At 44.5% G+C, this 14606-nt stretch carries 16 protein-coding genes; all 16 read right to left on the bottom strand.

The features are described 5' to 3' along the window. Nucleotides 1–82: 82 nt before the first annotated feature. The 16 genes from cccB to flaG all read right to left on the bottom strand — a co-directional run bounded on the left by cccB (nt 83) and on the right by flaG (nt 14542). The gene (gene cccB, locus ACQCVE_RS08675) at nt 83–391 is read right to left on the bottom strand and encodes a cytochrome c551 (RefSeq protein ID WP_426862482.1); all 309 of its coding nucleotides are present in this window, start codon (nt 389–391) and stop codon (nt 83–85) included. 47 nt (nt 392–438) lie between these two features. Then, nucleotides 439–1305 carry a YitT family protein gene (locus tag ACQCVE_RS08670; protein ID WP_426842850.1) on the bottom strand — a complete coding sequence of 289 codons (867 nt, stop codon included), beginning with the start codon at nt 1303–1305 and terminating at the stop codon, nt 439–441. Between the two features lie 399 nt (nt 1306–1704). Next, nucleotides 1705–2061, bottom strand: coding sequence for a hypothetical protein (locus tag ACQCVE_RS08665; protein WP_426842851.1), 357 nt, complete (start codon nt 2059–2061; stop codon nt 1705–1707). Between the two features lie 142 nt (nt 2062–2203). Further along, a protein-coding gene (gene prfB, locus ACQCVE_RS08660) for a peptide chain release factor 2 (protein WP_426842852.1) occupies nt 2204–3302 on the bottom strand; the annotation gives its coding sequence in 2 pieces (ribosomal slippage) (nt 2204–3238 and nt 3240–3302; 1098 coding nt in all). A gap of 112 nt (nt 3303–3414) precedes the next feature. Beyond that, nucleotides 3415–4347: an alpha/beta hydrolase gene (locus tag ACQCVE_RS08655; RefSeq protein WP_426842853.1), complete on the bottom strand. Its 933-nt coding sequence runs from the start codon at nt 4345–4347 to the stop codon at nt 3415–3417. A 179-nt stretch (nt 4348–4526) separates the two neighbouring features. Further along, nucleotides 4527–7040, bottom strand: coding sequence for a preprotein translocase subunit SecA (gene secA / locus ACQCVE_RS08650; protein ID WP_426842854.1), 2514 nt, complete (start codon nt 7038–7040; stop codon nt 4527–4529). A 394-nt stretch (nt 7041–7434) separates the two neighbouring features. Next, the gene (gene arcA / locus ACQCVE_RS08645; protein WP_426862480.1) at nt 7435–8697 is read right to left on the bottom strand and encodes an arginine deiminase; all 1263 of its coding nucleotides are present in this window, start codon (nt 8695–8697) and stop codon (nt 7435–7437) included. 241 nt (nt 8698–8938) lie between these two features. After that, on the bottom strand, nt 8939–9292 hold the full coding sequence (locus ACQCVE_RS08640; protein WP_426842856.1) for a hypothetical protein: 354 nt from the start codon (nt 9290–9292) through the stop codon (nt 8939–8941). Next, nucleotides 9289–9594 carry an antibiotic biosynthesis monooxygenase family protein gene (locus ACQCVE_RS08635; protein WP_426842857.1) on the bottom strand — a complete coding sequence of 102 codons (306 nt, stop codon included), beginning with the start codon at nt 9592–9594 and terminating at the stop codon, nt 9289–9291. Before ACQCVE_RS08635 ends, ACQCVE_RS08640 begins: the two co-directional genes overlap by 4 nt. Nucleotides 9595–9787: 193 nt before the next feature. After that, entirely contained in the window at nt 9788–10357 is a 570-nt protein-coding gene (hpf, locus tag ACQCVE_RS08630) for a ribosome hibernation-promoting factor, HPF/YfiA family (RefSeq protein ID WP_426862479.1), read from the bottom strand. Nucleotides 10358–10563: 206 nt separating this feature from the next. Beyond that, nucleotides 10564–10947, bottom strand: a complete 384-nt coding sequence (locus ACQCVE_RS08625; RefSeq protein ID WP_426862477.1) for a hypothetical protein — start codon at nt 10945–10947, stop codon at nt 10564–10566. 539 nt (nt 10948–11486) lie between these two features. Beyond that, a complete protein-coding gene (locus ACQCVE_RS08620; RefSeq protein ID WP_426842860.1) occupies nt 11487–11687 on the bottom strand; it encodes a hypothetical protein in 201 nt (66 codons plus the stop codon). Nucleotides 11688–11914: 227 nt separating this feature from the next. Further along, entirely contained in the window at nt 11915–12265 is a 351-nt protein-coding gene (locus tag ACQCVE_RS08615; RefSeq protein WP_426862475.1) for a flagellar protein FliT, read from the bottom strand. Next, the gene (fliS, locus tag ACQCVE_RS08610) at nt 12265–12666 is read right to left on the bottom strand and encodes a flagellar export chaperone FliS (RefSeq protein ID WP_426842862.1); all 402 of its coding nucleotides are present in this window, start codon (nt 12664–12666) and stop codon (nt 12265–12267) included. The genes ACQCVE_RS08615 and fliS overlap by 1 nt, the downstream gene beginning before the upstream one ends. A gap of 16 nt (nt 12667–12682) precedes the next feature. Further along, entirely contained in the window at nt 12683–14179 is a 1497-nt protein-coding gene (locus tag ACQCVE_RS08605) for a flagellar hook-associated protein 2 (RefSeq protein WP_426862473.1), read from the bottom strand. An 18-nt stretch (nt 14180–14197) separates the two neighbouring features. Next, nucleotides 14198–14542 (bottom strand): flagellar protein FlaG, encoded by a 345-nt coding sequence (gene flaG, locus ACQCVE_RS08600; RefSeq protein WP_426862471.1) that lies wholly within the window; start codon nt 14540–14542, stop codon nt 14198–14200. Nucleotides 14543–14606 lie beyond the last annotated feature (64 nt).

Raw genomic sequence — 14606 nt, 5'->3', positions numbered from 1 at the left:
TATTTGGAGGTTTCTACAGAAAGAAAGTTCCATATTTCGACATCCACTCTAAAAAATAAGAGATTCCCGGGTCGGGAATCTCTTATTTTTTTTCAGCAAGCCATTCTGCCACTTTTTTAGCGTCTTCACCCTCCAAAATCCCCCTGGGCATATTGCCCTGGCCGTTTTGAATGATACTTTCAATTTCTGCCGCATCGTATTCTGCTCCGACCTTTACCAGGCTGGGGCCGGAAGATCCTTTAAGATCAGCTCCGTGGCAGCTTGTGCAGTTTTGCTTAAATAACTGCTCGCCATCTGTTGCAGACGGTTCAGAAGCAGATTCTCCGCCTCCACCGCAGGCGGTTAACATGATCGATGTGCCGAATATAAGTGCAAATGCTTTTCTTTTCAATGGAGCAGCCTCCTATCAAGCTGTATATCGTTACCATTATAACCTAGTCACGCCCGCTTGAAACCCTCTCCCAGCACCTCTGAAGCATCCATAACGACTACAAAGGCAGACGGATCAATAGATCGGACCAATTGTTTCAGTTTTGTGAATTCGGTCTGATCCACTACGCACATGAGAATCGGTTTTTCTATATCTGTATATCCTCCGAAAGCTGATACCTTCGTAACTCCTCTGTCAATCTTCTTTAAAATGGCTTGTTTAATTTCTTCTTCATGGCTCGTGATCACCATCGCCATTTTGGAACGGCCGAGCCCGATCTGCACTATGTCGATGGTTTTGCTCGTGACATACAGCCCGATTAAGGCATACAATCCCCCTTCAATGTCAAAAGCAAAGGTAGCGGCCAGCACAATCATTCCGTCAATAATTGCTACACACGTTCCAAGCGTCAGGCCTGTGTATTTATGAATAATTTGAGCAGCCAGATCGGTCCCGCCTGTGGAAGCCTTTCCTCTGAACACAAGGCCTAACCCGAGTCCTACTCCTATTCCTCCAAAGAGTGCTCCAAGCAGCGGGTCTCTCGTTACAGGCTCCATATCCTTTGAAAGATAAACGATGAAAGGCAAAAAGAGCGTACCGATCAGGGTTTTAAAACCGAACTGTCTTCCTAACAGTACAACTCCCGCTACAAACAATGGAATATTAAAGGCCCACTGTACATAAGCAGGCTCAAAGCCGAATGCATCATTTAAAATCGTGCTGATCCCGCTTACACCGCCGGAAGCCACCCGGTTCGGCAGCAGGAATAGGTTAAAGGCAAGCGCTACGGCAGCTGATCCTGCAAGGATATATACATACTCCAGAATTTTTGCTGTGATTGGTTCCTGAGTAAAAGACCGCATCCGCTGTTTCATATTAAATTGTCCCTCCAATGGAATACTTAACCAGACAAGAGTATAGCACCGGTGAAGCGCGGTGTAAATGAAGGCAGAGTAAAGTGATAAAGTGCCAAAGTATTTTCCCCCGGTGATTAAAGAATTATACGGCTTTAGACCTGAAGCTCCTGCCAGGGAGGGGCATGGCTGCGTCGAATTCGGGGCGAGATGATTGAGGGGGCGAGCCGGAATACTTGCTTTACGAGCGGCTGGAGCGACATTTCCAGCGGAGCCTTCCCGGTTGCGAGCCGGACGGGGTTTCCGAAAAGGAATGCTTAGTTTTCGAACGGCTGGAACGTGGTTCCGAGCAGAGCCTCTCTTGCTGAGAGCCGAGAGCCAAACAAAAAACCGGCTTTTGCCGGCTTGTCCAAAAATGGTTTATATTTTTTTCGGTGCTTTTCCTCGAAGGCAGGCTAACAGGGTGAAAACTGCTAGGATCAAAAGACTCGCATCCAGACATAAGAATCCAATTCCCATGGCCCATTCGGAGGCATGAAAGCAGCGGTATACGATGACAGAGAAAAATAGCGTCCCGCTTGTTGCCAAAAAGGTTAATCCCCAGAGATAGACCGTTTTTTTGGCCCAGATCATGAATAGTAAACCGCCTGTCCCGAAAGCAATAGCTACTGCGTAGGAGGACTGTTCTGTATGATCGGCAAGGAAAATCCCCGCTGCGCCAAATAGAAATCCGAAAAACAAGAGCACGGATGCAATCACTTTTATGACAGATTTCAACCTTGTCACCTCCCGGTTCGTTCGTTTGTATAGTCTATTCATACCCACCTGTAACCAGGGTGGAAACATGAAAAAATCTGTTACATGCACCTGCCTCTGTAAGTTTAAAAAAGAAAACACCCGGGCAAGGGTGTTTTCCTGATTATAACTTAGATCGTAAATAGGAATCAATGAAGGGATCAATTTCTCCATCCATAACGGAATGAACATTTCCTATTTCCGTGCTTGTTCTATGGTCTTTCACCATAGAGTAGGGATGGAAGACGTAGGAGCGGATTTGACTTCCCCATCCAATGTCTTTTTGTTCTCCGCGAATTTCAGCAAGCTGTGCTTCCTGCTCCTCAATCTTCTTTTGGTAAAGTTTCGCTTTCAGCATTTTCATGGCATGCTCGCGGTTTTTAATTTGAGATCGCTCGGTTTGGCAGGATACGACCACCCCGGTTGGGAGATGGGTAATCCGGACGGCGGAATCAGTTGTATTGATATGCTGTCCGCCGGCTCCGCTTGCACGGTACGTATCGACCTTTAAGTCTTCCGTGCGGATATCAATTTCGATCTCCTCATTAAATTCCGGCATGATTTCGCATGACACGAATGAAGTATGACGGCGTCCGGATGAGTCGAACGGAGAGATGCGCACGAGGCGGTGGACTCCTTTTTCCGCCTTTAAATAGCCGTATGCATTGTGCCCCTTAATCAAAAGCGTCACAGATTTGATTCCTGCTTCATCTCCGGGAAGGTAATCCATTGTTTCAACTTTAAATCCTTTTTTCTCTCCCCAGCGGGTGTACATGCGAAGCAGCATAGAGCCCCAGTCCTGAGACTCTGTTCCGCCTGCTCCAGGATGCAGTTCCAGGATTGCGTTGTTTTTATCATACGGTTCACTTAGCAGCAATTGCAGTTCGAATTCATTCATTTGGGAAGACAGCTCTTTCAGTTCCGAGACGAGCTCTTCCTGCAATTCTTCATCCGGCTCTTCTTTTAAAAGCTCCAGTGTAACCTGCAGATTTTCGTATGACTCACTCATCTCGTAAAACTGATTCACTACATCCTTTAATCCGTTCGCTTCATTAATAACGACCTGTGCTGCATTCTGGTCATTCCAGAATGCAGGATGAGCCATTTCTTCATCTAGTTCCTGAATGCGGGCTTCCTTTGATTCCAGGTCAAAGAGACCCCCTGAAGTCAGCTAATCGCTTAGCTGTTTTATCTAATTCCTGACGAATTTCTACTAAATCCATTTCAGTCACCTCGGGTATTTTTTTACGCTATTGTTTAACATAAACCACAGAGATTAAAAAGTCCAGCGTAGCTCGTACCTGTTCCCGAACCCATGGTCTTTTCCCTTTGTTCCTATTCAGAGCATTCTTTCAAAAAAGACACGATTCGCTGTTCATATTCCGGTTTGTTCAGACGGTATGCTTCAATATGCCCGCCCATTTCAGGCTGCCAAAGCTCCAGTGAATCATTTGCCTGCTTCATCTTTTCGCTTTCAGTGCAGGAAATAGCCGGATCATTTTTAGCATGAATAATCATAATTTTTTTATCTTTCGCCTCTCTTACCACCTCAATCGGCTTCACCAAGTGAGGCTTAAAGCCAAGGAAATTCAGCTTTGTTACATATGAGGAAACTCTGCCGATAAAACGTGGGAGCTTTGTCCAATATTCGAACGAATCCATTACATACGTATCGAGACTCGCAAATGGACTGTCAGCAATAATCCCTTTAACATCACTGTGCATACATCCCGTCAGCAGTGAAGTACTGGCTCCCATGGACCAGCCGATCAGGACAATATGGTCCATTTCCTTCACATGCTTTACAAAATCAATCGCACCATTTAAATCAAGCTGCTCTTTTAAAGCAATCGTTGTTTCATTCCCATCGGATTCACCGGCATTCCGGAAATCATACATAAGGACATTGTAGCCTTGAGACTGAAAAACCTTTACAAGATCAAATATAGGAAACGGCATATTATAGCGGTTCAGTCCATAGGCATGAGAGAAAATAACTGTTTTCCTGCTATTCTCAACCGGCATCCACCAGCCTTTAAGGGTTAAACCATCCGAGCTTTTAAAATGAATTTCCTCTGTCCGGATTCCAAAATTCTCCGGGTGTTTTTTCAGGGCAATCTTTGGAGGGTGCATGGCTCTCCAAATGATATATGAACTTAAACCATAAAACGCATTCGCTGCAACTAATCCTAAACCCGATCCCAGGTAGGCTGCCCTTCTCCAGCGGTTTGCCTTCTGTTTAATCGGAAGTACTGCTTGCTGTTCCACTTTCACATTATCCTTTCATTATAGTCTTCACGTATTTATCGCCATCATCGATCTACTTATAAGTAATTTCGTAAATTTATTGTAAAGAATACTATTATACAATGAATCCTGTGGTTTTGCCAATCTTCGACATTAAAAAAGACCTATCCGTTTGGACAGGTCTCTATTGTTTTACTGCATTATTTACCGCAGCAATTTTTATATTTTTTTCCGCTTCCGCACGAACACATTTCGTTCCTGCCGATTTCAACTACTTTACGGGCTGGTTTTTTCTTTGGGGCTTCGCCTTCGCCTTCTTTCGGATGAACAGCGGTTTGGCCTTTAGCCACTTCTTCACGCTCAAGGTTGCTTCGGATTTCTGCTTTCATGATGTACTTGGCAACATCCTCTTCAATCGAAGCAATCATCGCTTCAAACATGGCGAAGCCTTCCATTTGATATTCACGGAGTGGATCGTTTTGTCCGTACGCACGCAGGTGGATTCCCTGGCGAAGGTGATCCATTGCATCAATATGGTCCATCCACTTCGAATCAACGGCACGCAAAACGATAACCTTCTCGAATTCGCGCATTTGTTCCGTTCCAAACGCTTCTTCTTTTTGATCGTATTTCTCCTTCGTTTTTGCAAGAATCACTTCTTCAATTTCCTCAGTATCCTTGCCGCGGATCTCATTCAACTCAAGTGCGCCTTCTTCGAGCAGGTTTCCATTCACATATTCCACGAGCGATTCAAGCTCCCACTCTTCCTCAACGACCTCTTTAGGAGTGTAAAGGGCAACTGTCCGCTCAATAGCAGATTTGATCATTTCTTCGACAATACCGCGGAGGTTTTCAGAGTCGAGTACGTCAAAGCGCTGTTTATAAATGACTTCACGCTGCTGGCGAAGAACATCATCATACTGAAGGAGCTGCTTACGGGCATCAAAGTTGTTGCCCTCCACCCGTTTTTGGGCGGATTCTACAGCACGTGAGACCATTTTGCTCTGGATGGGCTGAGTATCGTCCATTCCTAGACGGTCCATCATGTTCATCATATTTTCAGAGCCGAAGCGGCGCATCAGTTCATCTTCCATTGAAAGGTAAAATTGAGTGATACCCGGGTCTCCCTGACGTCCGGAACGTCCCCGGAGCTGGTTATCAATCCGGCGGGATTCATGGCGCTCCGTTCCAACAACGGCTAAACCGCCTAAATCCTTTACACCTTCACCGAGCTTAATATCGGTACCGCGCCCTGCCATATTGGTAGCAATCGTAACGGCTCCTTTTTGACCAGCCTTCTCAATAATCTCCGCTTCACTCTCATGGTTTTTCGCATTCAGCACATAATGCGGCACGCCTTTTTTCTTAAGAAGCTGAGAAATGAGTTCAGACGTTTCAACGGCGACCGTCCCAACCAGAACAGGCTGTCCAACATCGTGGCGCTGCGCAACTTCCTCTACAACTGCCATGAATTTCCCCTTCACGGACCGATACACAAGATCCGCACGGTCATCACGGACGATATCGCGGTTCGTCGGGATCGCGACAACACTCATATTGTAGATGTTGCGGAACTCTTCTTCCTCTGTTTTTGCTGTACCTGTCATCCCGGCAAGCTTTTTGTACATACGGAAATAGTTTTGGAAGGTAATCGTTGCGAGCGTCATGCTTTCATTTTGTATATCAAGGCCTTCTTTTGCCTCAATTGCCTGATGGAGTCCTTCACTGTAGCGGCGGCCTTTCATCAAACGGCCGGTAAAGGAATCAACGATCACGACTTCTCCATCCTCCACAACGTAATCCACATCATTCTGCATGACAACCTGCGCCTTAAGGGCCTGGTTTATATGATGGTTTAACGTAACGTGGGAAATGTCAAAAAGGTTTTCAATTCCGAACGCACGCTCAGCTTTTGTAATCCCGTCCTCTGTCAGCTGAACGCCTTTCGTTTTTACATCAAACGTATAATCGTCTTCTATTTTCAGCATGCGCACAAACGCATTTGCCTGCATATAAAGCTTTGTGGATTTCGCAGCCTGTCCGGAAATAATAAGCGGTGTACGCGCCTCATCGACCAGGATGGAATCCACCTCATCAATGATGGCATAGTTAAGCGGCCGCTGAACCATTTCTTCTTTATAAAGGACCATGTTGTCGCGAAGATAATCAAACCCAAGCTCATTATTCGTTGTGTACGTTACATCGGCGGCATACGCAGCACGTTTTTCATCTTTTGTAAGCTGATTTAAATTCAAGCCGACCGTTAGACCGAGAAACTCAAAGATTTTCCCCATTTCAACGGCATCACGGCTGGCGAGGTATTCATTCACAGTTACAACATGAACACCTTCACCGCTTAACGCGTTTAAATAAACCGGCATCGTGGAAGTGAGAGTTTTACCTTCCCCGGTTTTCATTTCAGAAATATTTCCTTCATGAAGGGCAATCCCCCCCATGAGCTGTACCTTAAATGGATACATGCCGGTTACCCGGCGGGATGCTTCGCGGACTACCGCAAAAGCTTCATTTCTAAGCTTATCAAGTGTTTCCCCTTTTTCAATACGCTGTTTAAATTCTTCTGTTTTAGCCTGAAGCGCCTCATCTGTCAGCTGTTCCATCTGAGTTCCGAGCGCATCTATTTCATTCGCCATTTTCTCATAGCGGCTGACTGTGCGTTTATTTGGATCGAACACTTTATTCAAGATACCAAGCATATATAAAAACGCTCCTCTGCTGTTAAATATCAATTCGTTCTTACAAATTTTGAAAACACATCGAACTATCGTTAATTCTAACACTATTCATTCCCGCGGACAACAATATACAGAGGGATGGAAGATGGCGGGATACAGGCTTTATGGAGAGATTTTAGATTCAGAAGCAGGGCTGTTTGAGAGGATGGAGAGGCACTGCCGGAGATTTCATGCCGCAAAAGCGTGAGGATCGGCACGGTGTAAGACTTTGTAAACGGGGGTACCGAATGAGGTTCCAAAGCTTCCATCCTTTAGCGAAAGCAGAGTCAGACACCTCTTACGCCGAAGTCTCAGTTCAAATATCAGAGTATGGCCGCGCCAAATAAAAACCGGCCCCATTACAGGGCCAGCCATTTTAAATATCTTCACGAACCAGCGGCATACTCATACAGCGCGGACCGCCCCTGCCCCGTGACAATTCAGAGCTTGGAATATCGATGACTTCAATGCCATGCTCCCTCATGATCCGATTCGATACGTAATTCCGGTTATAGGTCACGACTACTCCAGGCGCAATCGCAAGCGTGTTCGAGCCATCGTTCCACTGCTCTCTGGCAGCAACGATCGCATCTCCGCCTCCACAGGGGATCAGCGTTACATCATCAAGGTCAAGCACTTCTTTCAGTGTCGCAATAAGATTGGTGCGTGAGGAAATCGCTACCCGATTTGGATCTTCCTCATGCTTTTCTAAAACGTAAATGTTCATATTGCCACCCGGTCCCAGGATAGCCGGATGAATCGTGAACTTATCATAATCGACCATCGTAAATACAGTATCTAAATGCATAAAGGCACGTGACTTTGGAATTTCGATGGCAACGACCTTTTTCACCCGGTCCTGTTTTTGGAATAAGTTTAAGGCAAGACGTTCAATTCCCCGCGCGGAGGTCCTCGCACTTACCCCGATGGCAATCGTATCCCCGCTCAAAACCAGTTCATCCCCGCCCTCAACCGGGAAGTCGTAGTCGCGGTCAAGCCAGACTGGCACATTGGATGCTGAAAAGCGCGGGTGATAGCGGATAATGTAATCCATGAAGAGGGATTCCCGCCTTCTTGCACCCTCATGCATTTTATTAATCGTAAGCCCGTTTCCGATGACAGCGGCCGGATCCCTTGTAAAATACAGGTTAGGCATCGGGTCTAAATAGAATGGATATTGATCTGCCATAAATTCGTATAAATGCCGTTTCCGTCCCTCATCGATTTCAGACGTCCTGACGCCTGCCATGATTTTGGAGACGAGCTGTCCACCCGGCAAATCCATCAAAAACTCCTTAAGGCTCTCACTTGCTCCATTGATGTTGGACTTGCTCTCCTTTAAAATCCGGTCAATAAAATCTTCTCTTGCATTGCCAAAATGAAGCGCTTCTTCCACCAGCTTTTCAAGATACAGAACCTCTATCCCTTGATCTCTCAGAGTTTCTGAAAATTGATCATGCTCTTCCTGTATGACAGGCAGGTATGGAATATCATCGAACAGCAGTTTATGTAATAGCTCAGGCGTCAAGTTTTCCACTTCTCTGCCAGGCCTGTGCAGCATAACCGTTTTTAGTGTTCCTATTTCAGACGTTACATGTAATGACCCCGTTGCAGCACCTGCGGTTACTGTTTGATTCATCGTGTCCTGCCTCCTTTTTATCTCCTTGTCTGTACCCGGAATCAGCAAAGTGATAACTTTCACAATGAATAATATTCTTCATCAGTAAAAATAGGATATTTATCTATATGTATATGAACAAAAAAACTTTTTCCACCAATCTGTTATTTTTTATTACAAGGGGCTATGAATACCTATGGAATGAAGAAGCATTTCTTCATTCCTGGAAATAAAAAAAGACTCCGGATTGTATCCCGAGCCCTTAACTCTTCACTAAGAGTAATTGATTTGCTTCTTCTAATAACCGCTTATAAACATCCTTCTCAGGAGAATCCACAGATTCAAGCGCATGCTCAATCCGCTCAAAATTATCGATTAAATGCTCACTTTTCATGCCTCTGGAGGTCAAAACGTTGTTCAGCCAGAGAGCATAATCTGTGAAGATTTTCGGCATATCCGCTGTATAGGCAGTTGCCAGATGCTTAAAATGATGCTCATTGTCTTCCCGGCACTTGCGTTTTCCAGCTTCCCCATAACGCTCATGCAGCTCTGGATAGTGCTCATAAATGCCAGCTACAACCTCGTCAATCACTTTATTTTTATGCTCATCCTTCATGTTGCAACCACCTCATACTTTTTTACAATCGGAACAATGGACGCAAGCTCTTGATCAGGATAGTTTTTTTCATGCTCGTGCACCTTTTTAAAGGCGTCACTTTGAACCCATTTCATATAATGATCCTTTGTTTCCCATTCTATTTGAACGGTCAATTCCCCTTTTTTCTTTTCATTTTGAAGCAGCTGGAAGGAACGGAACCCTTCGTACTGATCAACCATTTTAGAACGGGTTTTATAGATGGAAATGACCTCATCTGCTTTATTCTCAGGTACATGGAATGTAGAATGAACGATATACAACAACTTCATCTCCTCTTTTTGTATCCCTTTCAACCTACCATACTTTATAGGGCTTGCCCACAATGATCAGCCTCAAGATTTTTCCATTCTATTCACCATTATAAGGTATGAGATACCAATTTTCTAGTCAAATTGAACCACAAAAAAGAGGCACCTCATGACTCGGCGCCTCTTTTTCGGTTGCATTCAGATCTTATTCGTTCGGCTCAATGACGCCGTATTTGCCATCTTTACGTTTATATACTACATTGGTACGGTTTGTCTCTGGGTTCGTGAAAACGAAAAAGCTGTGGCCGAGCATATTCATTTGAAGAATTGCTTCCTCGCTATCCATCGGTTTCAGGGTGAATCGCTTCGTTCTCACAACCTCCATGCTGTCCTCATCTTCCTCTTGAGTCTGAACAGCGGTTGGCGTCTCGACCGGATTTCCATTAGCGAACATGAATTTAGCAGAATCCTGTTCACGGAACTTGCGGTTCACTTTCGTTTTGTGCTTCCGGATTTGGCGCTCAAGCTTGCTAGTTACAAGATCAATGGCTGCGTACATATCCCCGTTATGCTCTTCGCCGCGAAGGACGAGATTTGTCATCGGGATTGTAACCTCTACTTTGGATTCCATATCGCTGTAGTAGCTCAGATTCACGTGCACGTCAGCATCTACGGACTCCTGAAAGTACCTTTCAAGCTTCCCAATCTTCTTCTCCACGTAATCTCTTAAAGCTGGAGTTACCTCAATATTTTCCCCTCTGACATTGTATCTCATTAAAAACTCCTCCTTTGTAAAGGATATGTAAACTTACTTCTACTTTCCCCTCTAGTATTCCTGCTCAAACGTAAAATTAATGTGAATAAATCGTGAATTTTGTAAAAAAGTGTTGAACAGGCAGGAGGAAGGTCCTTACCGGGTGGGCAGGAAGCTAGAAAGGAAGGAATCACTTAAGAAAAAAACCGCTCACCTGAGATAAGCGGCTAATGCAGAATATACGGCTGCAGTCTTGTCTGAATTCCTTCCCTCCAGGAAATGAAGGCGGGGGCCAGCCGATCCTTTAAATACGTTTCGTACGTGAGGGGCTGAAAATACATAAACTCCAGATGATCCAGTTCATTAATGACTTCATCAAACCTTCGGATTTGAAGGGTTAGCTGAGGATCCTCTTCAGCCGTTTTATCCAGGATCAGCACGTTGGAGCTGTCAATATGATAAAAAGCCCGCATAATATCCGAAAAGACTTTCTCCGCTTCGTTCAATTCTAAACAATGGAAGCTCTCCAGCACATAATCAAGACCTTCCTGAACTGTGTTCAGCAAGTGATAATAGAAATGATAAAGTTCAAATCTCTCGTACTCGTTCAATTTATCCACCCTCGATATAGGTCTCTTATACTATATTTAATATCGGTTCAGGGAGAGAATTGTTGAGAGGAAAGAGCATTCAAAGCTAACATGTTTATCCAGTATTCCCGTTGATTCTATGAACCTTTCGAATCGTTAAGAGCCTTGTACACAAGTTATTGTTAAGCGGGATGCAATGAACTCCTATCATGTCTCACACGAAAGAAAGGAAGAGCAGTGGCGGGCAGTTTGGTCATTGCCTTATGTATTCTTACTTTTTGTGAATGGGATCTTTCTCTTTATGTATACTTTTGCCTTTATGACTCTTATCTAATCTAAGATTCCCGATTTTCATAGGGGACTGTTATGAAGCAGGCGGATTTGTGTTTATTCTGGCGGTTATGATTCTGTTCAATTACGGGCTGTAGCCGCAGATGAAGAGTATGCTACTGAAGAACAGGTTCAAAAAAACATCAATGATTCTCTAAGACACATATAGGAACATCCGATCAGGCTGCTGCACCAATTTTCCTGGAGTCAGGCAGCCTAATTTTTTGAATTTAGAAAAGTTTATCTATCAGCAGATACCCTGCTACAATCGCCTGGGCTGGAAGCGCAATTAATACCATACAGCCATCAAAGCTGCAGCAGCCGTCTCCACAGCCATCCAGTCTATCCTTCTTCTCTTCTTTTTTATTTTTTGGAGGAAAAGGCTGCTTCGGTCCCTGGTTATGGTTGTTTTGATGATTGGTATAGTTCATATTCATCTCTCCCTCTATTTTCATGTAAGCTTTGCGCTACTCATTTCCTATAGGTTAATTCCCAGCGATAAAGGATAAAAAACCTAATTTATCCAACAAATTACACCATAACTCATTATAAGGAAAGAGTCTGAATGCCAGCAGTCCAAAAAGACTCATTTCCCAAAGCTTGTGAAGAAGAACAAATACCTAAAAAGCTCCCGGTTAAACACCCGGGAGCTTTTCTTTCATTTCCGCTTATCATAAAACATGCCATCAGTCTGAACAGATTGATAGGGATTTACATATTTGTTTGCGCCGTCTTTTGTTTTCTTCAGCCGCTGCATGTCTGCTTGGATAAATGTTTTAATGGCGGTCATCTTTTGGATGATTTGTTTATTCCACCTGTTCAGCTCCTGAAGAAGCTCCTGCTCTTTTACTGAGAAAGGGGGAGCCAGCTGTTTCATGATGGCTTCTCTTTCATTCAGCTTTACATCAATCTGCTCAATTAACGGGTCCCGTTCATCTTTTTCTGAGGATTGATCGAGCAGGTTCAGCAGCTGATGTGTAAGGGAGTGGACATCCGCAACCGAGCTCATTAGACAGAGCCGCCTTGCTTATATTGCTGCTGGCGGTTCATTTGGATGACTTGCTTCCATGTATCACGGAATTCTGTAACATAGCCTTCTACCTCATCCAGTATGGATGTGTCGTTCCCCAGGTTGGCTTCCATAAGACGGCGGTTTATATATTCATAGAGTGCCATCATATTTTGAGAGACTTCCTGGTCCATATTTAAGGTAACCATAAGCTCCTGAATAATTTTTTGTGCTTTTTGAAGATTGGTGTTTTTCAGTTCAATTTGCTTTTGGTCCATAGCCGCACGCGCCTGCTTAATGAATTTAAGGCAGCCGTTGTACAGCATAAGGGTCAACTCACCGGGAGAAGCGGTGGTCACGGAATTTTGCTGATAGGCCTGGTATGGATTATTTACTGCCAAGTTGATTCACTCCTCATTAATATCCGCCGTTAAAGTTCATTAGCTGGGCGGATTGCTCGTTGGCGCGCTGGATGGCGGTTTCCATTGCCGTAAACTGGCGCCAGTATCGGTCCTCAATTTGAATGAGGCGGTCTTCAAAACGGTCGATTTGATTGTCCAGATTGTCCAGGTTTTTTCCAATCGAAAATTTCTGTGTTGTCATTAAGCTGTTTCCAGCCTTCGTTTCCACTTTTGTAATCGTATCTTTAATGGTGCTGCGCAGACGCCCCGCTAGACCAGTGGTTTCGGGGGTTGCTCCTTTTGCATTAAAAAGTTCATAGACGGCATTCGGATTCTCTGCTATCTTTTCCCGGAGCTTCGTCTCATCGATGACGAGCTTTCCTTTTTCCATATAGTTCGAGGTCGTTTTGATGCCGATATCAGCTAGCTGGCCAAACCCTGCAATGTTTCCTGTACCATTTACCGGAGAATAAAAATCGGTTCTCATTTTGTTCAGACCGGAAGCAAGAATGGAGTCATTTTTAAGCAAGCCGCTTTTCGCTTTATCCTCCCACTGCTCAACCTGCTTATCGGAAAGCGAATCACGCTCTTCATCGGTTAACGGCTGGTAGCTGCGGTAGCGGTCTTCCGTAATTTCGCCATTGATTTTCCCGATGATTTCATTGTACTTATCAACGAACTTTACAATGGAATCCAAAATTCCATCTGTATCGGTGCTGCTTGATATGCTGACAGGCTTTGTTGTTTCCTGTTTAATTGTGTATTCAACGCCGTTCACATTAAAAGTGTTGGAGGTTTGCTCCATCTCATAGCCATTAATCGTGACAAGGGCATTTTTCCCCTCTTTATCCTTAACCATTGTATTGCTGGCATCAACTGACATTCCGAGACTTTCCAGAAACGCTTTGGTCGTGTCATCGGAGGCCTTAATTGCCCCGCCGGCACCTGCCTTATTATTTGAAAGAATGACACTTTCAAAGCCTTCACCATTTACAGTTGCCTTCATGGCAGAGACACCAAGTGAAGATGAATTAAGCTTCGACAGAACCTGTTCTAGCGTATCGGCTGCACCGATGGATACCTTCACTTCTCTTTCAGCAGTGGTTCCCGGATCGGTTACCTTAAAGACAAGCTCTCTTTCTCCTTGAACATAGGCATGCCCTGTATCGGATTTCCAAGAACCCGATTCTGCCAGGCTCGTCACACCGATGGAAGAAGAAAAATTTGCAGAGGCACTGATCGCTTTTGCACTAACCGCGGCATCATTGGAGCTGCTGACCGATTTTTGATTAAAGGTTGACTGCAGGCTCAAGGAATTTTTGTTAATCGGACTGAGCATATCATCCAATTCCTTCAGCAGTTTATTCATGTCACGGTAGTTATCACGCTGCCATTCCAATGTGGTTTTCTTTTGCTTCAGTTTATCGACGCCCATCCGTTCTGCTTTCATCAAATCGCTTACCATCTGGTCAATATCCATACCGCTTGCCAGACCGCCAATTCTCATTGTCATTATGATTCACCGCCTCATTTAGCTTTTTTCATCTACAAACAGACCGACAAATTCCGTCATGGCTGCATACATATCCAATACCTTTTTGTTCGGAATCTCACGGACTACCTCTCTCGTCACATCATCTACAACGGTCACGTAATACTCATTCAGCTTTTCATGAAGCACAAATTCTGTATGAGTATTGGCCGGTGCCATAAATTCATTCAAACTCGCTACAATTTTTTCAAGCTTTTCTTTTGAAGCCGGTACCGCTTCCTTTACTTGAACTGCCGAATTCATCGCCTGCACAGGATTCACTATCACTGATTCTGCTTCTTGCGTACGTGGCATAGCTTGAGCAGAAATTGAATTAACCGCCATTATGGACACTCCTCAATTTATTCATCTAATGGTTATATCGGAGCGTTCCGGAAGTTGTTTATAC

Source organism: Metabacillus sp. 113a, assembly GCF_050107635.1.
Lineage (GTDB): Bacteria > Bacillota > Bacilli > Bacillales > Bacillaceae > Metabacillus_B.
This window is presented reverse-complemented; position numbering and strand designations above follow the sequence as displayed.